This window comes from Edaphobacter modestus (assembly GCF_004217555.1).
Lineage (GTDB): Bacteria > Acidobacteriota > Terriglobia > Terriglobales > Acidobacteriaceae > Edaphobacter > Edaphobacter modestus.
The window spans coordinates 749,801-773,283 of record NZ_SHKW01000001.1 but is presented as its reverse complement, the minus strand read 5'-3'; the positions used below and the strand labels follow the sequence as shown (position 1 = coordinate 773,283).

Below are 23,483 nucleotides of genomic sequence, written 5' to 3'. Positions count from 1 at the left end.
CTGAAGCGACCCGAAGTTGACGCCAAATCGCCGATGCTCACATCGAGCCCTCGTGAAGGGCTCCAGATTTTGGGTTTGCGGGCGCATCACGGGCAATCCGAAAAATGAACATCTGCGACCGGATTACTTCCGGATGGCGGACAATTCAGATCTTTACCCGGCTCCATTTCCATCGTTTTCTTCTTTGCTATCTGAAGCTGGGCGTAGATACTGCCATTATGTCCGCGACGGCAGCCATCTTGGGCAAGGTCGGGCTGCCGGCGCCACTCAAGGAAATTGCCGCGCGTCGCTGGGATGTGATCGTGATCGGGGCAGGTCACAACGGGTTGGCATGTGCCACTTACCTGGCACGAGCGGGTCAACAGGTGCTCGTGCTAGAAAGCCGCGAACGAGTCGGCGGGGCCTGTACGATCGAAGAGCCGTTTCCTGGTGTCCGGATGTCGCCCTGCGCATATCTTGCCGGACTGCTGCATCCGCTCGTGATCAAGGAACTCGGACTGCCGAGCCGCGGCTTTGATTGGACGCCGGCTGTAAACGGCCTTTTTGTGCCCTTCCTGGACGGGAGCAGCATCCAACTTTGGGACGATGACACTCGATGCGAAGAGGAGGTTCGCCGCTTCTCGTCCAGAGATGTCGAAGGCTGGCGCGCGATGAACGACGTGATCCGCAGATTGCGAGATACACTTCGGCCTGCGAGTGTTTTTTTTGCCGACGACCCACACGCCGACTCAAAAGACTTATGGATAGGCGATGCGCCCACGCAAGAGCGACTCGAGGATCTTCTCGCAGGCGACACCGAAGCGTCCAGTCTTCTTTTCAACTGGTCGATGGCAGAGTTCGTCGAGCGCTATCTTATCGACGAACGGTTGCAGTCTGCCTACCTCGGCCAAGGAGTGATCGGCACGAACGCAAGTCCCTTTGACGCTGGAACGGCCTCCATTCGCTTCCATCACTCATCAGGCCGACTTGGCGGTATGCCGGGTATGTGGGGCTATGTGAAGGGGGGCATGGGAATGGTGTCCTTCTACTTCTGCGATGCCGCCCGCGAGGCCGGAGCGGTTGTGGCTGCGGGCGTAAACGTGACGCGCATTCTGCCCGAAGAAGGCGTACTGCTCGAAAGCGGAGAGCACATCACCGCTCCGGTTATCGTCTCGAACGCAGATCCAATCCGCACACTGAGCATGCTGGATGCGTTTGCAGATTCAGCCTGGGCTGAGAGAGTGCGCTCAGTGCCCATCGAGGGATGCACGGTGAAGCTGAACGTATTGCTCCGCGAGTTGCCGAACTTCACTTCCCGGCCGGGAATTCTGGAACCGCACCACTACGGCCAGATCAACGCTCCGCTGACGAAGACTGAGTGGAAGGCAAGTTATGCCGCAGCTCGCGCTGGACACCTTCCGGAACAACTCTGGTGCGAGCTTTACTTCCAGAGCGCGCATGATGCAAGCGTGGCTCCAGCAGGTTTGCACACCATGAGTGTCTTCGCACAATATGTGCCGTACACGTTTACATCGGGCAGTTGGGATGGACATCGCGGCGAAGCAAAGACCTTGGCATTGGGTTCAATCGGCCGTTTCTGCAGTAATCTGCAAGAGGCCGTTGTCGATGCGCAGGTGCTCGGACCTCCGGACATCGAGCAGAAGGTCGGTCTTACCGGTGGACATATATTCCAGGGCGAGTGCCTCCCCGCCTACATGTGGAGCAACCGCCTCACAGCGAGAACTCCGATGAAGGGCGTCTATTTGTGCGGTGCCTGCACGTACCCCGGCGGCAGTGTCATCGGGATAAATGGGCGAAATGCTGCGATGGCAGTGTTGCGTGATCTGGATGGCGCCCGATGACCAACCCCGACTCGAGCGAGAAGCAACTACTCAAACGCGAGTTGGGCTTCTTCGATCTGACTCTCTTCTACATTGCGGGCGGATTGAGCCTGCGTTGGATAGCAACAGCTGCAGCAGCCGGTCCCAGCACGATCCTGGTCTGGATTTTCGCATGTCTTTTCTTTTTCGTTCCCCTCGCTGCAAGTGTGCTCGAGCTCTCGGCGCGCTATCCGCAGGAAGGCGGCCTCTACGTCTGGACTCAGCGCGCGTTCGGTGACTTCCCCGGTTTCCTCGTTGCTTGGACCTATTGGATGAGTAATCTTCCGTATTTCCCTGCGGTGCTCTACTTCGGCGCGGGCAGCCTGCTGTTCGCCTTTCCGCACGGCCAGAGGCTTAGTAGTAGTGGCATCTACTACCTCTTGTTCGCACTGGGGTGTCTCGCGCTCATTACAATGCTCAACGTCCGTGGGCTGAAGTTCGGAAAATGGCTAATCAGCCTTGGCGCATTTGGCAGCTGGGTTCCGATCATCATTCTGCTGGTGCTCGCGGGCATTAGCATTTTCCGGTTTGGGTCCGCTACTAAGTTCACCGCAATGAGCATGACTCCCCACGCCGATCTAAAAAATGCGATCTTCTGGTCGACAATTTTCTTCGCATTTGGTGGCTGCGAGACGGGCTCCTTCATGAGCGAGGAGATCAAGAACGCCCGCCGCACCATTCCCCGTGCACTGATAGTCTCGGGGATAATTCTTGCTTCCAGTTACATCGCCGGAACGATCGCGCTGCTTGTCGCGTTGCCGAGCACGGAAATTAGCGGAGTGGGCGGTTTCCCAAGTGCCATTCAACTAATGTGCGCACGGCTCGGTGTTTCGTGGATCGTCGTGGTAATCGCGCTTCTCATCACTCTAAACAGCATCGGAGGAGCAGCTTCCTTTCTTTCATCGACCTCGCGGCTGCCGTTTGTGGCTGGAATTGATCGCTACCTGCCCCAGGCCTTTGGACGCGTTCATGCAAAGTGGGGCACACCGTGGATCGCGGTTATTTTCTATGGTTTCGCGGGAATGCTCTGCGCGTTGCTCAGCCAGACTGGCAGCAGTGTGCAAAGCGCGTACGACCTGCTCGTCAGCATGTCCATCATCACTTACTTTATCCCGTTCGTATTCCTATTCCTCGCGATGATACGACTGCAACGCGAGCCCGTTCCGCACGGAGCGACGCGGCTTCCGGGAGGGAAGCCTGTGGCCGTTGTCCTTGCTTCGGTGGGCCTAATAACGACAGTGCTGACGATTGTCCTGGCCATTGTTCCACCCAACGATGAGCCCCACAAAGGGATCGCTATCGCTAAAGTCATCGGCTCGACATTCCTGCTCGTTGGCGCTGGAGTAGCTATTTTTCTCCGGTCCTTTTGGAAGCGTTCGGAAACAACAACCGTCATCCTCTATGTAGCGATCGGATCACTAGCTATCCGGGAGTTATCGCCAACTGTCTGAGACCCTACCTCCCCATTTGTGGGGAATCACGGCAAACCGGAAGTAATCTCGTTGTGCCCGAAAAGTCGGGTTACTGAGATGGTCCGCCGCTTAAACCTCAATCTGGCGATGAGGATCTTATAGGCAGATTGAAGGAGGATCATCGACATGGAGATTCGTTCCGTAGGCATTGACCTTGGCAAGACGACCTTTCACCTGGTGGCTCTTGGCGATAACTGCAAGGTGCTGCTGAAGAAGAAGTTTACCCAGAAGCAGTTGATTGCCTTCACCGCGAACCTGCAGACCTCTTTGATTGGGATGGAGGCCTGTTCCGGGGCGCACTTCCTGGGCCGTACTTTACGAGAACAAGGCCACGATGTGAAGCTGATCCCGGCCCAGTTCGTGAAGCCATTCGTGAAGTCGAACAAGAACGACTTCCTGGATGCGGAAGCCATTGCTGAGGCTGTGGATCGGGAGAACATGCGATTTGTTCCGATCAAGACGGACGACCAGCTGGATCTGCAGGCATTGCATCGTGTGCGCGATCGTTTGATCGCGCGAAGAACCTCAGTCATCAACCAGCTGCGGGCCTTCCTGCTGGAGCGGGGTCTGGTATTTGCAAAGAGCCCGGCCAGGCTGCGCGAGCGCATGCCCGAGATCCTCGAGAACGCCGAGGAAGATCTCACTCCGCGTATGCGGAACCTGCTGGCTCAACTTTGGAACGAGTGGAAGGATCTTGAACAGCGGGTGGTCGATCTGAACCAGGAAGTGGAGCTGATTGCCTCAAGTGATGCGGCATGCACGCGGCTCAGGCAGATCCCCGGCGTTGGCCCGCTGGTCGCAACCGCGATCGTAGCCGCGATCGGTAACGGCGCAGCCTTCCATAAGGGGCGTGAGTTTTCTTCCTGGCTTGGGCTTGTGCCACGACAGCACTCGACCGGTGGTAAGGCCCGCCTCTTCGGTATCAGCAAGCGCGGTAACAACTACCTGCGCAAGATCTTCATCCATGGAGCCCGCGCAGTCGTATTGCGATCGAAGCGAGACCGCGTCGCCATGGGCGCGTGGATGACCGCTCTTGAAGCCAGAGCGCCACGCAACGTGCTCATCGTCGCCACGGCAAACAAACTGGCAAGGATCGCTTGGGCCGTGCTGTCAAGCGGCCAGGACTATCGGGCAGTTCAAGAGCCAGTCGCGGCCTAGCTAAGCGTAGCTATCAAGATCAAGTTCTCCCACCGAGGTCTGCACCGGATAAGTAAAGATGAAAGAACAGTCAAACGGCGTACCTGAAACCTGATTGCTCAATAGGCTCTTCCACAGCCGAGGGGTTTTGTAGGACAGGTACGCGGCGTATCTCATCATGGCCAGGAGACTGATCTCCACCAAAAGGCCGGATACATTGACGCAGACATTCCTTCATCCATAAACTTTTCCCTTGCATTCAGACGGCGGACCATACATTTTGACCAAGTTCACCTGGCTAGAAGGTTCGGGCGTCGAACTTGGTGAAAACCCCGTTTTACGTGCACTACAAAGTGAAAAAACAAGTCACCAGCGTTTGGATTGTTTCCGGATGGTAGACAGTCCAGAAGTAAATGCCCCGAAGCGCATTTCTGAGGAGTAATGGTCTCGGCAGGGGGCTTTGGCCACCGGCTTGGGAGGACTGTATTTGTCTACACAGCGCAAATGAGCTCATTTTGCCCGTTGGGTATCATGTGGGCAGGCGGAAGATGATTCCCGCAGATGAGAGACTTGTCTGAGTGCAACTGGAGCCGAGAACGATGTCATCCGTGTAGCGGATGAAGAAAGCCGATTGAACAGCCACTTGGGCCACTCAACCGGCGAGCAGATTTTGTGAGCGCCGGTTTCCGGCTAGAAGAAGATCTTGGCAGCCACCTGCACTTTGCGTGCATTTCCACGCAGGCCGGTGATCGAACTAAATTGCGTGGGGTTATTAAAGTTCAGGTTCATAGGCTGGGCAAACTGCGCCAGGTTCAGAGCGTTGAAGCTTTCAAGGCGAAGCTGAAACCGCCAGCGTTCTGTCATCGTGAAGTTCTTGAAGATCGACGCATCCAGGTTATTGTATCGAGGCCCCCTGGCCTGTCCCGGACTACTGCCTAGAACAGCAAAACTTGCCTGACTCGATGTCGCCGGCGCGGGATTGGAGAAAGCGGAGGGGTTCAACCACTGCGTGCGGTTGTGAGGGCCGGCGTAGATATCCTGTCCCTGCACCACGTTTGCAAAACAGCCAAAGAAAGCAGTCGTTGAGGTGGGGCAAGAGATCGTGAAGGGCTGGCCAGTCTGGTAGGTATAAATCCAGTTCGTCTGCCAACCGCCGATAACAGCATCGAGGGCGCGATTCATACTATTGCCTACAAGCATCCCGCGCCCCACAGGAATCTTATAGGTGCCCGAGAAGTGCGTGACGTGAGTCGAATCGGCATCGCAAAGGCCGTAATCGCCATTGATTCCGAAGCCCGGTAACGTTTGCGCACGATATCCAGGAACGGCGGCGTTCTGTGGCGACCGCTGATTTGTCAGACACTTGCTGTAGGTGTAGTTTGCGAGCACCCCTAGCCCAAAACTGGTCTGGTGCTCATAGGTGAGTTGCATCGAGTTATAGGAGCTCATCGCGTTCGTGGTCTCGTAGATGGAACCCCGAGAAAACGCGGGGAAAGGAATGTAGTTGAGGAAGCTTGTCCCGGGAGGCTGAATCTGGCTCGGCTGATTCGTCGCGCCCAAGATATCCAGATGTCGCCCTACTGTGCCAACATAACCGATCTCAACCGAATCGTGCTGGGTGAACTGATTCTGCAAGGCCAGGTTGAAGGTCTGCACATACGGAGTCTGATAGTTCCACTGGCGGCCATAGAGAGCGATACCGGCTCCATTCACCTGGGTAGGATCTGCGAGATTCAGTACAGCGAACGTATTCTCCATTGTGGCAGTCTGCCCATTAGGAAGCAGCAGCGGCGACTGAGAGTTTGGAGCTGAGTTGCTGATTGAATAGACGAAAGGATAGTTTGTTCCGAGCGTCCCGTTATAACCGAGATTAGCCAGTGCGCCGTAGGTAATACCATAGCCGCCGCGAAAGGCCAATGAACTGGATGCCCGATAGGCAAAGCCTAGCCGGGGCGCAAAGTTGGTCTTCTGTGCGTTCCCGGTCCTTATTCCGGAATCGCAAACGATATTGATGTTGTTCGACTTTAGAAGAGCATCGAAGGTGGGAGAACGGCCAACCTTGCAGCCGTCGTTGGCGATGTAATAAGTGCCCGTCGGCCCATTTCCACCAGCCGGGATAAAGTTTGCCTGACGTCCAGCTGTGTCTCCGTAGGGCGTGAAGAAGTCCCATCTGAGTCCAAGATTCAGAGTAAGCTTGGACGTGACCTTCCAGTTATCCTGGAAATAGGCCCCGATGAACCGTCTCTGATAGTTGCTTCCCGCAAATGCGTTGCCACCGTAACTGGTGATTCCGCCTACATTGTCGGTTCCTCCTCGTACTGTCGAGGGAATAGGAGACAGAAGCATATCGGCAAGACCATTCAGCCCTGCACTCTTGTTGGGGATGTCGGAGAACTGACCGCTGAAGGTGAACGAGCCACGCGAGTTGCTCGGCTGCACAATACTCCCGTAGATATCATCCACCTGCACGCCACCGCGCATATTGTGCTTCTGGAAGATCCGGGTCACATTCTCGGTAATCTCGGTGTCGTAAACAGTTTGGATGGTCGGACGGAAGCCGCTTTCACCAATACCGGTAAGTCCGCCAATGGAGATTGGAGTAAGACCACCGTTATTTGCTACCTGGGGAATCCCCTGGATGCCGTACTGTTCGGGGATACCCATCTGGTTGGCGTCGAAGGGAATCTGCAGCTTGTTACTGTGTCCGAAGCCGACGTGCAACTCGTTAAGCAGGTTGGGAGTAACAGTATGAATATAACCCGACGAGATCATGTAGGCGGGAAAGTGCTGGTCCTGCGCTCCTGACTGCCCAATCGCGGGTCCAGCAAGCCTGCCCGGAGTCACGACGTCAAAGTAGCTCTTATCGAAGACGACGAAGAGGGAATCCTTTTCTCGGAAGTTCTCGTCGATGCGGATATCGTATTGTTTAACATCCGAAGTCTGCTTTGGGTTGATGTAGTAGTTGTTCGAAAAGACGGTTGTATTAGTTGGATCGGGATAGAGGTTCAACAGTTTGACAGCGTTGGGATCGATTCTGCTTTGGGGAAGAATATTGAGTTGGCTGATCCTGCCGGTAAAGTCGACAATGCCTGCGCTAGAACCTGCAGCGAGGAATGGATCACGAACATAGATAGTCGAGGAGGTCGCATTCTGCAAGCCGGAGATGGGATCGACGGCGTGCGCGGCTACTGGGCGCGTTGTCGCCGGGTCAAGAATCGTGCCATTGCGGAAGATTCGTCCAAGCCCGTCAGTATGGGTTCCGCTGTTCATCGTGATCAGGTCCTGCAGGTTGCTGAAACCGCTCTGTTTCATGCCCACCGTCGGAACTGTGCTGGTCGCCGCCGCCGGCGTTGCCACCTTGGTTCCCTGATAGTCGAAGAAAAAGAAGGTCTTGTTTCTTCCGTCATAGACCTTCGGAATCATCACGGGGCCGCCGATAGTTCCACCAAACTGATTTTGCCGATAAGTTCCCTTGCGGGTGCCATTCAGCTTCGAAAAGTAGTCGTTCGAGTCGAGTGCTTCGTTGCGGAAATACTCCCACAAGTCGCCATGCAGTGCGTTGGTTCCTGACTTGGTCACAGCATCGACGACCGCTCCAGTCGAGTGGCCAAACTCTGCGTTGTAGTTTCCGTTCTGCAGTCGGAACTCCTGGATGGCATCCGGTGGAGGGTTGACCGTTGCATTGCTGCCGGCGTAACCGCCGCCGAAGACTTCAATGTTATTGTTGATACCGTTCAAGCGAACGTCGTTCTGCCACAAGTTGGCGCCGTTCACCGAGTAAAACGTGTTGGCAGCGGTTCCACCGCTCGGAGATCCTGCAATGCCGGGAGCGCTTGTGCTGGGCATCGCGACGCCGGCGGAAAGCTGGCCGAGAGAAAGCCAGTTGCGTCCGTTTAGCGGAACGTCGTTGAGTATCTCGGTTCCGATCGTCTGGCCGATCGATCCATCTTCGGTCTGAAGCAGCGGCGCTGCTGCGCTCACCATGACCTCTTGCCTTACATTCCCCGTAGCGAATTCAATGTCAACGGTCTGTACTTGCTGAATGTGGACATCGACGTCAGTCACCAGGTAGGGTTCAAAGCCGGCATGCTCCGCGCGAACGGTATATTTTCCTGCGGGTACAGAACCGAAGACATAGAGGCCACTTGCATTGGTCGTTGCCGATGACCGGACGCCGGTCGCTACGTTTTCAAGCGAGATCGAGGCATCGGATACGGTAGCGCCGGATCGATCCCGGGCCGTTCCAGTGATTCCACCAGAGCCAAGCTGGCCGTACGAGATTGTTCCACTCAAACCAACTCCCGCAAAGAGAAGGAGCATCAATAGCACAGTCTTCAGAGACATGAATTGCCTTTCGGGCTGGAAAACGATCTGGCGATGGGGAAGCGCTTACGCGAATCGCCAGCATTAGGGCGATGAAGCGCGGAAAAGCGAAGGCGTAGAAGTACAGTCGTTGTATGCGAGAAGTCTAACTGTGCGGAGTTAACGCTGACGTTGCAACGCCTTAAAGATTTGATAAAAGAGGAGGGAATTGTGGAAAAAAGCAACTCGGGAATGCAAGAACTGTGACGATATCCGCAGCCATAATTGGATGTCAAACAAAAGCAGCGTACATCTGAGAGAGAAGATGGGGCTCTGTTGCATTAACTCTGTTGGTCGCAGTTCGTCCGTTGCGCGGTTTACATCAGGCAGCGATAACGAAGATGTCGAACAGCTTGTTTACGAAGCGCACCTCGTCTTTGACATGCGGCTTACACGTAAGGCAATGTCCTCGGCGGATCATCCGCATCACCTCGAACCACTTCATCGTAGCGGCGGCCGTCTTCATTGTATGAAAGCCTCGCGTGGGGCGAATGAATCGCTTCAGTGCGCCGTGGTCCGCTTCAATGATGTTGTTCAGATACTTGCACGTGCGATGCTTTGTATTGCTTGATAGCTTGCCTTCTCGTTGTAGCCGGCTAATGGCTTTTGGATAAGACCCGAGTTGGTCCGTGGTGATGGAGGACGGCGACCAGTGGCGCATTGTCGTCAGCGCTTTTCCCAGGAAATGATGGGCCGCACGGGTATTTCGCCGATCTATCAACATGAAATCGATCAACCGGCCATGCTTGTCGACGGCCCCGGAACAGGTACTTCCAGTGGCCACCGACCTTCACATACGTCTCGTCCACTCGCCACGAGGTCGCACGGTACCCCTGGTACCAGCGGACCCGCTTCTCAAGCTCAGGCGCGTAGCGATGAACCCAGCGCATGATCGTGGATGGATTCACGTCTACGCCGCGTTCCTGCATCATCTCCGCCAGATCCCGGTAGCCTCTCCCATACTTGCAGTACCAGCGAACGCACACCAGGATGATATCCACAGGAAAACGACGGCGCTTGAACATGAACAAGGCTCCTCGGCGAACCACTCCAGACTACGACACCCCCGCTAATGCAACAGAGCCCAAACCGCAGTGATACGTTTGTGTCCGAAAGTATCCTTATCTGTAAATTCTCCCGTCAGATCCAAACTGACTGGCTACGGAGCTATTTAATTGCGCATTTGCCCCCGATTCAGAGAAAATGCCTTTAGCAAGTCGGCTTCGACCGTAAGCTACTTCTTTGACGAGGTCTGCATATGGAACGCCGTAACTTTTTGAAGCAGGGCGCATTTACAGCTGCTGCCGCCGCCAGCGCCAAACTTTCTGCCGCGGCGACACCCACCAATTCGATTGCGCGACGACCTCTAGGCAAGACGGGAGAGCATCTCTCGATGATTGGCTTTGGCGGCGTCGTGGTAATGAACGAGGATACCGGTCACTCGCGCAATATTGTGGCGGAGGCGGTGGACCGCGGCGTGAACTATTTTGACGTTGCGCCCAGTTATGGCAACGCGCAGGAACGTCTGGGTCCGGCCCTTGCGCCCTATCGCAAGAATTGCTTCCTCGCCTGCAAGACTGAAGGGCGAACGAAGCATGAGTCGCGCAAGCAACTGGAGGAATCGCTGCGGCAGCTGAAGACGGACCACGTCGATCTATATCAGTTCCATGCACTAACCAAGATGACCGACTTGGACGAAGTCATGCGTCCCGGCGGCGCAATGGAGACGATGGAAGCTGCGAAAAAGGAAGGCAAGATTCGCTACATCGGCTTCTCGGTGCACTCGGCGGAGACAGCATTGGCAGCGATGGACCGCTACAACTTCGATACCGTGCTTTTCCCAGTAAACTTTGTGCTCTTCTCGCAGGCGAACTTCGGCCCCCAGATTCTGAAGCGCGCACAGGAAAAGGGTATGGGCATCCTGGCACTGAAGGCGATGGCAAAGACGGTATGGCCTGCCGACCAGAAGAAGAGCCATCCCGAACCAAAATGCTGGTATCAGCCTGCAGCTTTCCCTGACGAAGCTTCGCTGGGGTTGCGCTGGACGCTGGGGCATCCAGTCACAGCTGCGTTGCCTCCCGGGGAAGAGAGATATTTCCGCTTGGCGATGGACGTGGCCCAGCACTACAAGCCTCTCGAACAGCATGAGGAGCGCGCACTGCTGACGCGGGCAACCGGCGTCGAGCCGATCTTTCATCTCGGAAACGATGTGTAGAATCCGGTCTGCCCTCATTACCAGACAGAATCGCGAATCGCGTCCTGAGCAAACCGGTTCAGCGCGCTCACATGAATTCGTAGTGCCTGCGAAGTCAGCTTTGCGGCAAGTTCGCCCCTGACTCTTCCGCAAACCCCGTTTTCCGGTAGTCAGACGGTCAAGCCGTCACCGTAAGTTTCCGATCAGCCGATTCACGATACCGATGCAAGATCCCTTTGCAACGTGCAGGTCCATGTCTAAGATGGAAGCGCCTAGCAGAGCGCTTTGATACCCCCAAATCCACGTCGATAAGCGCGGAGCCCTCACGAAGTAATCGCCTCGCCGACATGAACATGCACACCGTCCTTTGAAGCGTCTTCGACAGACGCCAGAAGCACCCTGATGCAGTTTCGTCCAGCCCGTTTCGCGTTGTAGAGAGCCATGTCCGCCCGCGCAAGCATCGACACCGCGGTCTCGCACGGCCTGGCAAAGGTGAGCCCGATGCTCAGCGTAATCGGAAGCTCGAATCTCGAAACCGCAAGCCCACTCACCGCATGTCCTATCCGTTCCGCAATTCGCAGCGCGTCTTCGCAGGAAGTCTGCGAAAACACCAACAGGAACTCGTCGCCTCCGTAGCGCCCGAAAAAATCATACGAGCGAAGCCGCGAGGAGATGACCTCAACAACCTGCTTCAGCGCAGCATCTCCTGCAGCATGGCCCGCCGTGTCGTTAATCTGTTTGAAGTGGTCGATGTCGATCAGCGCCACAGCAAGCCCATAACCGTTTCGCTCCGCACGAACCAGCTCAAGTGCAAGCCGCTGATCAATTCCTCGCCTGTTCAGCGCACCCGAGACGTGGTCATACAAGGACTGCGCCTCAACAATCGCTACCAGTTCACTGCTCAGCATCAGCAGAAAGAACAACCCGATAATGCAGATGAACAGAAGGTTAACCACCAGCGACGGTGTCTGAAATCGGCTGGTCTGCATGAAATCGTACGGAGGGCCATGCAGAAAAGTCGCGATCGCCCGGACCGGACCGAATAACGCGTAGGCTGCCATCAGCGCCGCGAAGACATTCAGGATCGACCGCTGTCTGGCTTGGCGGAACAACTCCACCGCAATCAGCCCGCGCGAAACCAACAGCACGAACGACACGATGACGATCCGCGTAGCAACCCGGTCCTCCACCGCGCTGAAGTACGTCAGCAGCAAAAGGGCGACAACGCACATGATAGAAAGGAAGCGAGTCGTCCGTGGACTACGAAAGAAAAGCAGTATCCCGCGATAGAACAGCACAAACGCCGAGAAGATCAGGGAATGCTCAACAACGACAGCGACAGAATTCGGCACGCCGCCTCGTAGAACAATCAGGATGCACCCCAGAAAGCCCGAAAAAAATCCCAGCGCGAACGACCCGGTGCCAGGCAGATGACGATACATCCGCCTCATTCCCAGAAAGACGATCGAGTAAACCATCGTCAGCAGAGTCTGACACGCAAAGAGCGTTCTGTTATCCATCCACGAGAGCCACATAATCGTGTGCAAAGTGCAATAACGCGGTGCAGTAGGTTAAACGGACACGAGTTGAGGTTTGCGGCGCGTCCGAAAATCCCGCGCTCACATCACTAGGAAACACGGTGGTTCAGCTGGTTCTAGCTGCTTATATTGATCGGCAATCAGCAAGAAACCGAGAGGAGGATTAGCGCGCTATATCGAGGTAAAGTCTTTGGACAATGCGAAGATTCGTTTTCGGGCCGGCAAATTCACGTGGGGCAAACAGCGGTGGAATGCCGGGGCTCAGTTGTTGCGACTAGCCAGCGTCTAAGTTGGTGGCGCGTTCCAGGGGAAGTTTCCGAAAACCTCGTTTTTCGGGCAGAAGAGGAGTGTCATCGGAGACGGTTCACATTCTATTCTGGTCGATTTCACACTCCATTCTGAAGGAGTGCCCCGAACGCCAGAAGCAATAATAAAGCGCCGCTCACGATAAGCAATATCCTCGGCCAACTTCTACCGAACAGGGCGAGGATGATGCTGAGCGATGCTGTGCTGAATGCGACTTTCCATGCCAAATCAAGCCATGCGATAGAGTAGCCGCCGTCAGGTGTATGGACCAGAGGAAAAGGGTCTACCCAGCAACTCATCGTCACCAGCAAGCTAAAAATGCTAAGCACAATGCCGCAACGAAAACAAAGAATTCTGAAACTGGGCAAAGGAGGCGTCAGGCGACGTTCGAATTGCCATGCAGTCAAAGTTATTGCAAGCGGCACTAAACAGAGAAGAAGCGGCAAGGCCAATAGGGAGAATCTGGTCATCTACACTGCTAGTGTAAGTCTTGGCTGAAAAGTCGGGTTTTGACCAAGTTCGCGTTGGCGCGTCTCTGGGCCGGGTGAACTTGGCGATAACCCCGTTTGAACTAAGCCGCTGGCGTGGCGGATGCTGCATTTGTGGCGATGGAAGGAGGGCTTGGAGCGGCGGCATGATCTGAGTCATAGGAGGTACTTCTTATGACTCAGCTCAGAGACCGGATGCTCGAAGAACTCGAGCGCCGCAACTATTCCCCTGGAACCGCAAAAGCCTACTTGTTTGCGGTCAAGCAGTTTGCCGAACACTTTCATCGTACTCCCGACCGGCTTGGTGCGGAGCATATCCGGGACTACCAGCTCTACCTGTTTCGTGAGCGGAAGCTGGCTGCGAAGACGGTGGCGCAGCGAGTGGCCGCGCTGCGGTTCTTCTACGTCAAGACGCTCAAGCGACATCACATGCTGGAGCACCTGCCGTTCCCCCGCTTGCCGGAGAAGCTCCCGACCGTGCTCAGCCGGGAGGAGGTCGGCGGGTTGCTGGCCGCCTCCGCCAACCGGCTGCATCGCACCATGCTGATGACGTTGTACTCGACCGGAGTTCGCCGGACCGAGCTATGCCAGTTGAAGACCTCGGACATCGACAGCAAGCACATGGTGGTTCATGTGCGTCAGGGCAAGGGCAGGCGCGACCGCGATGTACCGCTTAGTCCCGCCCTGCTCGAAGAGCTGCGCGGCTACTGGCGATGGATGAAGCCGAAGACCTTTCTGTTTCCGGGTCTGGTCGATGGCTGGCGAGCCGATGTGCCCATCACCGACAAGGTGGCCTGGTTCGCCTGTCAGAGCGCGGCACGGGCTGCCGGGATCGAGAAGCACATCTCCCCGCACACCCTGCGCCACAGCTATGCGACCCACCTGCTTGAAGCAGGAGCGGACCTGCGCACCATCCAGGTGCTGCTCGGCCATGCCTCGCTCGATCACACCACCGTCTATCTGCACCTCTCCCGGCGGCATATGGATGCGGTCCCCAACCCGCTCGACACACTCGCGATCACAGCTTCGGTTGAGACCAACAGAGACGGGAGGCGCAGGAAGCGATGAGTCGGCCCACCCTCGAGGTGGCCGACATCGTCCGCACAGCGGGCAACAGTTTTGGGAGAAGTACGGATCGCACCTTGCATGGCCGCATCGCAAGGTGCTCGATGCCATCGTCCGTTGCCGCACTGCGGCATTGGGTGGTCATCTTGATCAGGACGTCCGCTGTGGCCATCAGGCCATTTCTTACAACTCATGCCGCGACCGGCACTGTCCCAGGTGCCAGGGCAACGCGCGTGCCAGGTGGCTGGCCGCGCGTTCCTCCGAGCTGTTGCCCGTGCCTTACTTCCACATCGTCTTCACCCTGCCCCACGAGCTCTCCGCTCTCATCCTGCAGAACAAGCGTCTGCTCTATAATCTGCTCTTCCGCACCAGTGCCGCGTCGCTGCTCGAACTTGCCCGCGACCCCGAACACCTCGGCGCGGACATAGGGTTCCTCGGCGTGCTCCATACCTGGGGGCAGAACCTCCAGCATCATCCCCATGTCCACTACATCGTTCCCGCTGGATGCCTTGCCCCCGATGGTTCCAGATGGATAGATTCCTCGCGGCGTTTCTTCCTGCCCGTCAAGGCACTCAGCAAAATCTTCCGCGACAAGTTCTGCGACGAACTCCGTGAGTTGTTCCAACAGGACAGACTTCAGTTCCACAACTCACTGCAGCAGCTTGCCTCCCCTGGCAGCTTCAGCCACTTACTCTGGCAACTCGGCCGAAAGGACTGGGTCGTCTACGCCAAGCCGCCCTTCGGCGGTGCTGAAAATGTTCTCAACTATCTGGCCCGATATACCCATCGCGTCGCCATCTCCAACCATCGCCTCGTGGCTTGCGAGAACCATCGCGTCTCCTTCCGCTGGCGAGACTATGCCCACGGCGGCAAGAACAAGGTCATGACCGTTCCCGCCGATGAGTTCCTGCGCCGCTTTCTGATCCATGTCCTGCCCAAAGGCCTGGTCCGCATCCGCCACTTCAGCCTCTTCGCCAACCGCCGCCGCGCGGCTTCGCTCCAACGCTGCCGCTCGCTGTTCGGCATGCAACCATGCCTCGATCGGCCCCGCCACTGCTGCCAGCCAGCCGCCGTGTCCCCTCTGCTCCGGTCCCATGATGGTGGTGGAACGCATCACGGCTCAAGATCTGCGCTACGCTCTGATACCCATCAGGCAACCGGCGTATGCGCTCGACAGCTCCTGAACCTGCACTGAGAAGTGCTGCCCGATGACCTGCTGCAACTCCATCCCGACCCTTCCGCGCATGCGTGGTCCCGCACGCAACACTCTGCTGCGCCTTCTTCACCAGCTTCGACCCGCAGTCATGCCCGCACCCCTCACGCCCAGCTCTGCGCTCCCAACCTCAAGCCCATCCAAACGCCTAGGCGCCTGCCACAAAACGTCCACACCTCAACCCCACGACCGATCCCGCCTGATTGAAATCCCATAGCAACCCACCGCATCCACCACCCCACCGGCTCACTTCAAACGGTTCTATCGTAACTGCCACACAGAGCCGCGCCCCTCCCACTCCCGTCCCACGTCAGTCACGATAGAACACTAATGTTTTTAGGGACTACGGGATGCCAGTTGTCCGATAAGCCGACTTATCGCTCATGTGAATCGTCCCAAGTGGTGAACCGATTCCACGGCATCCGTGGATGCTGCGGCGTTTATCGGTACTTAAACCCGTTCTTCAGACGACAATATGCCAGATTCAATGAGTAATCACGAAGTGAGCACCCAAAGCAGCGAAAACCGGTCGCTATCCAGACAACAGCGCGGTAGCCGCTTAGGAAGACTCGGTTATTGCTTACTGACTATGGTGGCTGCAAGGTGAGGCCGGGCAGCATCAACCTGAGCACGAAGGCTCCGGCTCAAGGCCAGTTGAGCGAGGGTATTGATCCAGCGAATGGTTGAAACCGTAACCAGGCACCAGATTTTGATCTCAACCGCGGCAGCCTGTGAAGGTATCGCGACCTGCCGCAAAGGGAAGATTTAGGCTGCCCTGCTAACCATTTGAACTGACTTCAGAATTTTCAGTAGGTCGGCGTTGACTTCATCCTGGTGCGCAACCGTAAGACCGTGGGGCCTTCGATCCCTTGATCAGCTTGTCCGATTTCTTCACTGAATCTTCTTGAATTTTGTTAAACAGAACTACTCGCAGTTTGTGGTTTTACTTGGTGGGTACCAGTATCGGAGCGCCTTTGTCCTTCACGAAGAACACGACGAATTTCGCCGGTTTGGTTTGGCTTGCGTTTCGCCCAATGACGTGGACATCATCCGGGCCTTCATAGAAGGCCTGACCAGGTGTCAGAGTCGTTTCCTTTCCGCCTCTCACCTGCATCACGATCGAGCCTTCCAGCACATAAATAAACTCATATGCATTGTGGCGATGGATTGGATCCTTACCGCCCGGCGGATACTCGACGGTGATCATCAGACCCTCTTTACCAGGAAAGCTCAGGTCTTTCGACATGAGCTCCGTTACCTTAGCCTCTTGCGCTAACAGCGTGCCGGACATGAGACATGCCAGCGCCAAAATCAGTTTTGTGAACGTCATAAAATAACCTTTCATTTGAGCGACGTCATTCCATGCGTCGTGTGTATTGGTCGGTACTTCGCCGTTACGCGTAGTGCCGCACGAGTTGCTGTTCGGCGCGCAACCAATCCTCGATGTCGCGGCCAACTCCGGCCCGCCTGACTCATACAAACTGAAGGCAAGTTAAGCAATCTCGTCGTGTGTAGCGACGTTTGGCGGCCGGTGTACTTTCACGTATCCCGCTCACCAGTGGTGCCCGGTGGCGGTATCAGCTAGCTTTTTTCTGCTGAGGCGCACTCGGAATTTGTGCTGCAGGCTGAGTGAGCCAGGTTTCGAAACGGGTCTCGCCGAGTCGTGCGTTATTACCCGGAACCAGCGTTCTCTCGCTGAGTTTCGCCCCAGAGTAAAGTGCATTTGGGTCGGCGATGACTTCGCGGGCATCTTTGAGTGGGGCCAAGCGCCGTCGGACTAGTTCATCGATTCGAAACTGTTCGGGGCCTCCAATTTCGACGATGCCGTTTACCGGCTGACCTACTGCAACTCTCCCTACGGCACTTGCGACATCGTCGGCGGCCATCGGCTGGAAAAGCACAGATGGCAGTCGCACCTTTTTGCCATCGAACGAAATGTCGGCAAGGCCCTTGAGGAACTCGAAGAACTGCGTCGCACGCACGACGGAGTAGGGGATAGAAGATTCTCTGATCAGTTTCTCCTGAGCAATCTTTGCCCGGAAGTAGCCGCTTTCGGACATCTGGTCGGTTCCCACAACCGATAATGCAACGTGATGTCCTACCCCTGCGGCCGCTTCATAGGTGAGGAGGTTACGGGTTGATGTCTCAAAGAACTTCAGCACTGCTGCGTCCTCCCAAGAGGGAGAGTTTGATACGTCAACGACTACAGAGGCACCTTTCAGCACTTCGGCCAGCCCCTTGCCTGTGAGAGAGTTGACACCCGAATTCGGTGATGCCGCTACCGCTTTGTGCCCGTGCTCACGAAGCTTGTTGACAAGCTTTGATCCGATGAGTCCAGTACCGCCGATCACTACGATTTTCATGATTTTGCTCCCTTCATTTGCGAACGGTGTTTTCACATGTGCCGGTCGTACTCGCTTAGACCGAACAGCCTGGCGTTTTGTGACACGATGCTGTGCAATTCGTTGGTTTATTCGATGCGCACCAAGCATTTAGGAGAAAAACTGAGTCGTGCTTCTTTTGAATGTGCGGGATAGCGCATGATTATTCTTGCACCCTTCATCTATGATGGTCCTGCAAAAAGGAGGCGGCACTTATTACCGGTGGTAACAGTGGCATCGGTCTTGCTACAGCCCGACTTTTCATTGCCGAGGGCGCGCCATTACTGATCGCGACCAGAAGATGCTCGATGAAGAAAGATGACGAAGGGCAAGCTTCGACAGCTCTTGACCTAGCTCTTGGCGAATCGGATCGATTCAGTCAAGCGATTGGAGCATGCGATGGACACGTTCGAACAACCGATGACAACGCACCGTTTCGGAACGGGAGGCCGGGGATCGCTAGAGAACTTCAGAGCCCGGCGGCGGGCGTTTCGCGCTCTGCACGAGGCAGGCTGTTTCGTGATTCCGAATCCGTGGGACGTCGGCTCTGCACGGTACTTGCAGCAGCTCGGATTCCCCGCGCTGGCGACGACCAGCGCGGGCTTTGCGTTCTCGCAGGGGCTGCCTGACTCCGAAGGTGCGCTCACTTGTGAGCGCAACCTGGCATACATAGCCGATATCGCGGGCGCGGTCGATGTTCCAGTCAATGCGGACTTCGCGTCTGGCTACGGAGCGTCACCGCAAGATGTGGCCGATAATGTCACGCGCTGCATCGCGACCGGCGTCGCGGGCCTGTCGATCGAGGATGCAACCGGTGATCCATCGTCACCGCTTTACGAGCTGCCGCTCGCCGTCGAGCGTGTGCGCGCTGCGCGCGAGGCGATCGATCAGTCCCGTGCCGACGTCCTGCTGACGGCTAGGGCAGAATGTTTCCTTGTCGGCCATCATGATGCGCTTCGCGAGTCGGTCCGGCGTCTGCAGGCATTCGCTGAGGCGGGGGCGGACGTGCTATTTGCACCCGGACCCCACGATCCCACGGCGATCAAAGCGCTCGTTGACGCGGTTCGGCCGAAGCCGATCAACGTCCTGGTGGTTCAGGAGAGTGGCTTGAGCGTCGCCGACATAGCGGCGCTCGGCGTGCGACGCATCAGTGTCGGCGGCGCGTTGGCTCTTGCTGCATGGACCGGTTTCACGCGCGCAGCGCAGAAGTTGAAGTCGGAGGGAAGTTTCGCAGGCTTCGCGAGCTTGGTCTCGTACGCCGACATCAACGGGTTCTTCGTGGCCGACTACCGCACGCGTCAGTCTGACGGGCGGCGATCGGCGGAGTCACCAAGCTAAGTATTCAAAGAGGCGACAGATGACAAGAGTGGTTGACGTATCGAACTCTCCCTCCTTCGGAGACGCGGCCGTGATGAAGTTCTTCGAGTCCTCAACCCGCAATCTGCTCGCACAGGAAGCGGCCGTTGGGGTAAGACATCACGTTGCTCTTTCAGTCGTGGGAACGGAGCGCCTGTCCGAAAGCGGCTACTTCCAGGCGAAAATTGCTCAGGAGAAACTGATCAAAGAATCTTCAATCCTATACTCCATCGTCCACACGACGCAGTTTTTCGAATTCCTGAAGCAGCTTGCCGACATTTCCTTCGACGGCCAGAAGGTGCGTTTGCTGGATGCGCTGTCCAAAGCGAGTTGCGTGTGACCGAGACCCCACGCTCGACGCTGCTCTCAAGCGCCGCGAATGCAGCGCTCATGTTTCCGGTGTTGAGTTCCGCGCAGATTGCACGGATTGCTTCGCACGGAGTGATTCGTCCAATCACCCGCGGCGAAGTGTTGATCGACAGCGGCCAAACCAACGTGCCGTTCTTTGTACTGAAGGCTGGTGAGATCGAGGTCATTCGCCCATCGGCACTGGACGAGATTTTGGTCGCGATTGTCGGGCCGGCTCAGTTCACCGGTGACATCAGTATGATCCTCGGTCGCCCCGCGCAGATGCGCCTCCGTGTGAGTGACTCTGGCGAAGTCGTCCAACTGACACGTGACCAGATGCACGCCCTCATTCAAACCGACGCCGAAATCAGCGAAGTGCTGATGAGAGCGTTGATCCATCGACGGGTCGCGGTGGTTGCGCATGGGATTGGCGACGTGCTGCTAATCGGCTCCGTCGGATCCGGGGCAACGCTACGAATTAAACAATTCCTAACGCGCAATGGCCACCCCTTCAAGTACCTCGATCTTGACCGGGACGCCGATGTACGGCAATTGCTCGATCGCTTTCACGTGGAGCCGGCGGAGATACCTGTCGTGATCTGCCGCGGCGAGGCGGTGCTGAAGAATCCCAGCAATCAGGAGATCGCCGACAGTCTCGGCTTCAATAAGGGGATCGATCACACCCACCGGCGCGATGTCGTCATCGTCGGCGGCGGACCGGCGGGTCTTGCGGCCGCCGTTTACGCGGCTTCCGAGGGACTCGATGTGCTGGTTATCGAGGCGAGCTCGCCTGGAGGACAAGCGGGCTCGAGCTCGAGAATCGAGAACTACCTTGGATTTCCAACGGGGATTTCAGGGCGAGAGCTGGCCGGACGCGCCTACGCCCAGGCACAGAAGTTTGGCGCCGAGGTCATGATCGCGAAAGGCGCCGCGGAGTTGGTCTGCGAACACAACGCCTACGGCGTGAGACTCGACGACAGCGTGACCATCCCGGCTCGCACAGTGGTCATTGCCACTGGGGCTCGATACCATAGGCCGTCGCTCGCGAATCTCGGTCAGTTCGAAGGTGCGGGTGTCTACTACAACGCGACTTTCATGGAGGCGCAGCTCTGCGACGGCGATGAAGTCATAGTCGTAGGCGGAGCGAACTCGGCCGGCCAGGCCGCGGTGTTTCTGGCGCAGACGGCGAGACACGTTCATCTGCTCGTCCGCTCCAGCAGTCTTTCGGCGAGCATGTCGCGATACCTGATTCGACGCATCGAGGAGACCCCAACAATCCAGATCAAGACAAGAACCGAGATCGTGGCTTTTGAGGGAACCGAACATCTTGAGCGTGTGCGGTGGCGCGACGGCACGGGCGCGGTAACGAGTCAGGATCTTAAGCACGTATTCCTGATGACGGGGGCCGACGCGAACACTGGTTGGCTGAATGGCCGTGTCGCGCTCGATGCGAAAGGTTTCATCAAGACCGGATGGGACCTGACGAAGGAAGATCTCGCCGCTGCCCGATGGCCGCTCGAACGCTCACCGCATCTGCTCGAAACCTCGCTTCCGGGCGTGTTCGCCGTGGGTGACGTTCGGTGCGGCAGCGTCAAACGCGTCGCATCGGCAGTCGGTGAAGGGTCGATCGCGGTTTCGTTTGTCCACCGCGCGCTGGCCGAGTAGTTCGCAGACCAGACTCGACCGTGGAAGCAGGTATCCACGTCACGATCAAAGATATTGCCAAGTTTGCGGGTGTTTCCACGGCAACGGTATCGCGCGTTATGAACGGTTCCGGCAGCGTGTCGCCTCAGACAAGAGTTGCGGTGATGAAAACAATCTCTGCTTTGAATGATCGGCCCAATTCATACGCGATTTTATTAGGTCAAGCAAGCGGCGGCATTCCGCGGAAGCGCAGCGAGCGCTTCCGTCATAGCGCAGAGTGAAGTTGAAGATTTCTCACCTCGCATGCGCACGTTGCTCCGGATCACGAACACCGGGAGATGATCAAGTTGCCGTAAAACCGGCTTCTCGGACAAGTCTTTTCGCCGTCCGGACCCCTGTGAAGACGCCCTACGCCGCGCCAAATAGCGTTGAAGAACGCCCCCACTTATCTCTGAATGTCACTCCATGTTGCCAGGCAAAGGGATCGCGCGCCAATGGATGGACGACATCGTCTTCAAACGGTTCGTGACCAACAGCGTGACGGTGTCGCCCTACCGCAATCGCAGTGTGGGTCCGGGGACAGAGCCGTTCACCGCAGTTGCAAGCCGATGCCGTCCCGTGAAATTTACGGCAAATAATCAATGATCAAATCGAAGTGGGTTCCGGTGAGGGTATCCGGATTCCGATGTTGGGTTTCTCCGAAGATGGGACTGAAGGTATCTATGTACCCAAAAGCACACCACTAATGCAACCGTACCCAAGCCCACGGATATCGGATACCAGAAGTTGGGGGTCTTGATCAAGAATGCCAATATGCCGATCGCCAGTGCGGGAGGCATATGCACCTTGAACGCTCGCAGAATCCCAACCGAGCAGATCATGGTCAGCGCAACACCGCTGAAGGTGGCATGAAGAGTGAGGCGCGCGAAGAGTCCGATGGATCCGGTCAGAAAACAGACAAGAGGAAACAAAGCAGGACGCGCCATCCAGCCGGGGACCTCGGGATGTCCAAAGACCTCATATGCCATCACAACGAGCGGCGGAAAAAGCAGAAAGCGAAGGCCGGTGTGTTCGGCAAATAATCCGAGCACCAATACGAATGCGAGAAGAGCAATTACCCAGAAGCGATCATGGGACTCGGTTTCAAGGGCATCGACCAGCCTGGAGTGCTGCGCCTCGTTGGTCGATGGATAATCCATGCGAGGGCCGTACCGTCGCCACAACAACAGGAGCGCAACCAGACCCACAAGCCCGCCGAAAATCGCAGCCGGATAAACCCAGCTCCTTTCATCCAGCACGATCGGCAGCACACCCGCAGAAATTGCTGGCGCAATGGCCGATCGGAGTAGCTTGATGACGAGCAGGCTCCCCAGTGCAACCGCGGCAAGGGCAATCGCACCATAGCTGACATGTCGCGAAACGAAGAGACCAAGAGTTGCGGTCAGCGTCGGCGTCAGAATCATCCGCCACGGCTGGCTCGCCCATTTCCCGCGAGGGCGCGTGATTACATCATGCGATAAGGCTGCGAGTTCAGGAAAAAGCAGGAGATAGATGCCTGAGATATGGGCTGCATACGCGACGCTCCCCATATAGATGACGACCAGAGCCTCAGCCACAAATTTTGCAGTATTCCTCTTCATTACTGTTTGCATATGGGTCTACCGTGAGACAAAAATTCACCAGCACTTCCATGCGAGTTCCTGGAAGAGGCCATTCGGGGTCTTTGCGAATCAGCGCGATTGTTAGCGGGCGTTCTTGTAGATGATGTCCAGCAGTTCGTCGTACATTGCGTGCCGCTCTTCGTCAGACCCGGTGCGGATCGCGTGGGTCGCGCAATGAGCGAGATGGTTCCGCATGAGAGCTCGAGCGACGGCCCGCAGCGCCTCCTGTGCCGACGAAATCTGAGTGAGAATGTCCGCGCAGTAGCGATCATCCTCAATCATGCGCTGGATTCCGCGAATCTGGCCTTCAATCCGGCCTAGCCGCCGTAGGTTCGACGCCTTAATCTCGGCGTCCACGCCGATAGCTTTGCGTCCTGAGGAATCAACCTTGCACGAGACACTGCCGCTTGTGGCTGAGATACTTTTCTGAGACGTTCTTTTCGTAGCCATATTCATTCC

At 56.6% G+C, this 23,483-nt stretch carries 17 protein-coding genes and 3 pseudogenes; 12 read left to right on the top strand and 8 right to left on the bottom strand.

Features of this window, described 5'->3' with window-relative positions; all coding sequences use genetic code 11:
- The first annotated feature begins 218 nt into the window (after nucleotides 1-218).
- The 3 genes from BDD14_RS03180 (at nucleotide 219) to BDD14_RS03170 (ending at nucleotide 4,489) form a co-directional block, all read left to right on the top strand.
- Entirely contained in the window at nucleotides 219-1,841 is a 1,623-nt protein-coding gene (locus BDD14_RS03180) for a phytoene desaturase family protein (RefSeq protein ID WP_130417529.1), read from the top strand.
- On the top strand, nucleotides 1,838-3,310 hold the full coding sequence (locus BDD14_RS03175) for an APC family permease (RefSeq protein WP_130417528.1): 1,473 nt from the start codon (nucleotides 1,838-1,840) through the stop codon (nucleotides 3,308-3,310). Before BDD14_RS03180 ends, BDD14_RS03175 begins: the two co-directional genes overlap by 4 nt.
- A 147-nt stretch (nucleotides 3,311-3,457) precedes the next feature.
- Nucleotides 3,458-4,489, top strand: a complete 1,032-nt coding sequence (locus BDD14_RS03170) for an IS110 family RNA-guided transposase (protein ID WP_130417512.1) — start codon at nucleotides 3,458-3,460, stop codon at nucleotides 4,487-4,489.
- Between the two features lie 669 nt (nucleotides 4,490-5,158).
- Here the strand turns inward: BDD14_RS03170 and BDD14_RS03165 are convergent.
- Nucleotides 5,159-8,812, bottom strand: a complete 3,654-nt coding sequence (locus BDD14_RS03165; protein WP_130417527.1) for a TonB-dependent receptor — start codon at nucleotides 8,810-8,812, stop codon at nucleotides 5,159-5,161.
- 340 nt (nucleotides 8,813-9,152) lie between these two features.
- Nucleotides 9,153-9,855: pseudogene (locus BDD14_RS03160) on the bottom strand (IS6 family transposase).
- 233 nt (nucleotides 9,856-10,088) lie between these two features.
- Between BDD14_RS03160 and BDD14_RS03155 the strand changes: the two are divergent.
- Nucleotides 10,089-11,045 carry an aldo/keto reductase gene (locus BDD14_RS03155; RefSeq protein WP_130417526.1) on the top strand — a complete coding sequence of 319 codons (957 nt, stop codon included), beginning with the start codon at nucleotides 10,089-10,091 and terminating at the stop codon, nucleotides 11,043-11,045.
- Nucleotides 11,046-11,347: 302 nt separating this feature from the next.
- Here the strand turns inward: BDD14_RS03155 and BDD14_RS03150 are convergent, their stop codons facing one another.
- Both BDD14_RS03150 and BDD14_RS03145 read right to left on the bottom strand, forming a co-directional pair.
- A complete protein-coding gene (locus BDD14_RS03150) occupies nucleotides 11,348-12,544 on the bottom strand; it encodes a GGDEF domain-containing protein (protein WP_165419901.1) in 1,197 nt (398 codons plus the stop codon).
- A gap of 404 nt (nucleotides 12,545-12,948) precedes the next feature.
- Nucleotides 12,949-13,338 carry a hypothetical protein gene (locus tag BDD14_RS03145; protein ID WP_130417524.1) on the bottom strand — a complete coding sequence of 130 codons (390 nt, stop codon included), beginning with the start codon at nucleotides 13,336-13,338 and terminating at the stop codon, nucleotides 12,949-12,951.
- 192 nt (nucleotides 13,339-13,530) lie between these two features.
- Between BDD14_RS03145 and BDD14_RS03140 the strand changes: the two genes are divergently transcribed.
- Nucleotides 13,531-14,424 carry a tyrosine-type recombinase/integrase gene (locus BDD14_RS03140; RefSeq protein WP_130417523.1) on the top strand — a complete coding sequence of 298 codons (894 nt, stop codon included), beginning with the start codon at nucleotides 13,531-13,533 and terminating at the stop codon, nucleotides 14,422-14,424.
- A pseudogene (locus BDD14_RS03135) lies at nucleotides 14,421-15,605 on the top strand (IS91 family transposase). Before BDD14_RS03140 ends, BDD14_RS03135 begins: the two are co-directional and overlap by 4 nt.
- Nucleotides 15,606-16,577: 972 nt before the next feature.
- On the opposite strand, the gene BDD14_RS03130 reads toward BDD14_RS03135, so the two are convergent.
- Both BDD14_RS03130 and BDD14_RS03120 read right to left on the bottom strand, forming a co-directional pair.
- Nucleotides 16,578-16,964: a cupin domain-containing protein gene (locus tag BDD14_RS03130; RefSeq protein ID WP_130422654.1), complete on the bottom strand. Its 387-nt coding sequence runs from the start codon at nucleotides 16,962-16,964 to the stop codon at nucleotides 16,578-16,580.
- 247 nt (nucleotides 16,965-17,211) lie between these two features.
- The gene (locus BDD14_RS03120) at nucleotides 17,212-17,997 is read right to left on the bottom strand and encodes an SDR family oxidoreductase (protein WP_130417522.1); all 786 of its coding nucleotides are present in this window, start codon (nucleotides 17,995-17,997) and stop codon (nucleotides 17,212-17,214) included.
- 233 nt (nucleotides 17,998-18,230) lie between these two features.
- Between BDD14_RS03120 and BDD14_RS35015 the strand changes: the two are divergent.
- The 6 genes and pseudogenes from BDD14_RS35015 to BDD14_RS31575 all read left to right on the top strand — a co-directional run.
- Nucleotides 18,231-18,314 (top strand): annotated as a pseudogene (locus BDD14_RS35015) (short-chain dehydrogenase); the annotation flags it as partial.
- Between the two features lie 100 nt (nucleotides 18,315-18,414).
- Nucleotides 18,415-19,353: an isocitrate lyase/PEP mutase family protein gene (locus BDD14_RS03110; RefSeq protein ID WP_242617703.1), complete on the top strand. Its 939-nt coding sequence runs from the start codon at nucleotides 18,415-18,417 to the stop codon at nucleotides 19,351-19,353.
- A gap of 73 nt (nucleotides 19,354-19,426) precedes the next feature.
- Nucleotides 19,427-19,711: an SDR family oxidoreductase gene (locus BDD14_RS03105; protein WP_242617702.1), complete on the top strand. Its 285-nt coding sequence runs from the start codon at nucleotides 19,427-19,429 to the stop codon at nucleotides 19,709-19,711.
- On the top strand, nucleotides 19,708-21,384 hold the full coding sequence (locus BDD14_RS03100; protein WP_242617701.1) for an FAD-dependent oxidoreductase: 1,677 nt from the start codon (nucleotides 19,708-19,710) through the stop codon (nucleotides 21,382-21,384). Before BDD14_RS03105 ends, BDD14_RS03100 begins: the two co-directional genes overlap by 4 nt.
- 20 nt (nucleotides 21,385-21,404) lie before the next feature.
- On the top strand, nucleotides 21,405-21,644 hold the full coding sequence (locus BDD14_RS03095; protein WP_242617700.1) for a LacI family DNA-binding transcriptional regulator: 240 nt from the start codon (nucleotides 21,405-21,407) through the stop codon (nucleotides 21,642-21,644).
- 184 nt (nucleotides 21,645-21,828) lie between these two features.
- Entirely contained in the window at nucleotides 21,829-22,008 is a 180-nt protein-coding gene (locus BDD14_RS31575) for a hypothetical protein (protein ID WP_165419900.1), read from the top strand.
- Here the strand turns inward: BDD14_RS31575 and BDD14_RS03090 are convergent.
- Complete coding sequence (locus BDD14_RS03090; protein WP_165419899.1) at nucleotides 22,002-23,003, bottom strand: HPP family protein; 1,002 nt, start codon at nucleotides 23,001-23,003, stop codon at nucleotides 22,002-22,004. The two genes, BDD14_RS31575 and BDD14_RS03090, sit on opposite strands and share 7 nt — an antisense overlap.
- A 102-nt stretch (nucleotides 23,004-23,105) precedes the next feature.
- Nucleotides 23,106-23,474 carry a metal-sensitive transcriptional regulator gene (locus BDD14_RS03085; protein WP_130417520.1) on the bottom strand — a complete coding sequence of 123 codons (369 nt, stop codon included), beginning with the start codon at nucleotides 23,472-23,474 and terminating at the stop codon, nucleotides 23,106-23,108.
- Nucleotides 23,475-23,483 lie beyond the last annotated feature (9 nt).

What these genes read in the sequence shown, in the direction of transcription:
- BDD14_RS03180 (WP_130417529.1), top strand. Translation starts at nt 219, where the DNA reads ATGTCCGCGACGGCAGCCATCTTGGGCAAGGTCGGGCTGCCGGCGCCA.
- BDD14_RS03175 (WP_130417528.1), top strand. Translation starts at nt 1,838, where the DNA reads ATGACCAACCCCGACTCGAGCGAGAAGCAACTACTCAAACGCGAGTTG.
- BDD14_RS03170 (WP_130417512.1), top strand. Translation starts at nt 3,458, where the DNA reads ATGGAGATTCGTTCCGTAGGCATTGACCTTGGCAAGACGACCTTTCAC.
- BDD14_RS03165 (WP_130417527.1), bottom strand. Translation starts at nt 8,812, where the DNA reads ATGTCTCTGAAGACTGTGCTATTGATGCTCCTTCTCTTTGCGGGAGTT.
- BDD14_RS03155 (WP_130417526.1), top strand. Translation starts at nt 10,089, where the DNA reads ATGGAACGCCGTAACTTTTTGAAGCAGGGCGCATTTACAGCTGCTGCC.
- BDD14_RS03150 (WP_165419901.1), bottom strand. Translation starts at nt 12,544, where the DNA reads ATGGATAACAGAACGCTCTTTGCGTGTCAGACTCTGCTGACGATGGTT.
- BDD14_RS03145 (WP_130417524.1), bottom strand. Translation starts at nt 13,338, where the DNA reads ATGACCAGATTCTCCCTATTGGCCTTGCCGCTTCTTCTCTGTTTAGTG.
- BDD14_RS03140 (WP_130417523.1), top strand. Translation starts at nt 13,531, where the DNA reads ATGACTCAGCTCAGAGACCGGATGCTCGAAGAACTCGAGCGCCGCAAC.
- BDD14_RS03130 (WP_130422654.1), bottom strand. Translation starts at nt 16,964, where the DNA reads ATGACGTTCACAAAACTGATTTTGGCGCTGGCATGTCTCATGTCCGGC.
- BDD14_RS03120 (WP_130417522.1), bottom strand. Translation starts at nt 17,997, where the DNA reads ATGAAAATCGTAGTGATCGGCGGTACTGGACTCATCGGATCAAAGCTT.
- BDD14_RS03110 (WP_242617703.1), top strand. Translation starts at nt 18,415, where the DNA reads ATGGACACGTTCGAACAACCGATGACAACGCACCGTTTCGGAACGGGA.
- BDD14_RS03105 (WP_242617702.1), top strand. Translation starts at nt 19,427, where the DNA reads ATGAAGTTCTTCGAGTCCTCAACCCGCAATCTGCTCGCACAGGAAGCG.
- BDD14_RS31575 (WP_165419900.1), top strand. Translation starts at nt 21,829, where the DNA reads ATGTTGCCAGGCAAAGGGATCGCGCGCCAATGGATGGACGACATCGTC.
- BDD14_RS03090 (WP_165419899.1), bottom strand. Translation starts at nt 23,003, where the DNA reads ATGAAGAGGAATACTGCAAAATTTGTGGCTGAGGCTCTGGTCGTCATC.
- BDD14_RS03085 (WP_130417520.1), bottom strand. Translation starts at nt 23,474, where the DNA reads ATGGCTACGAAAAGAACGTCTCAGAAAAGTATCTCAGCCACAAGCGGC.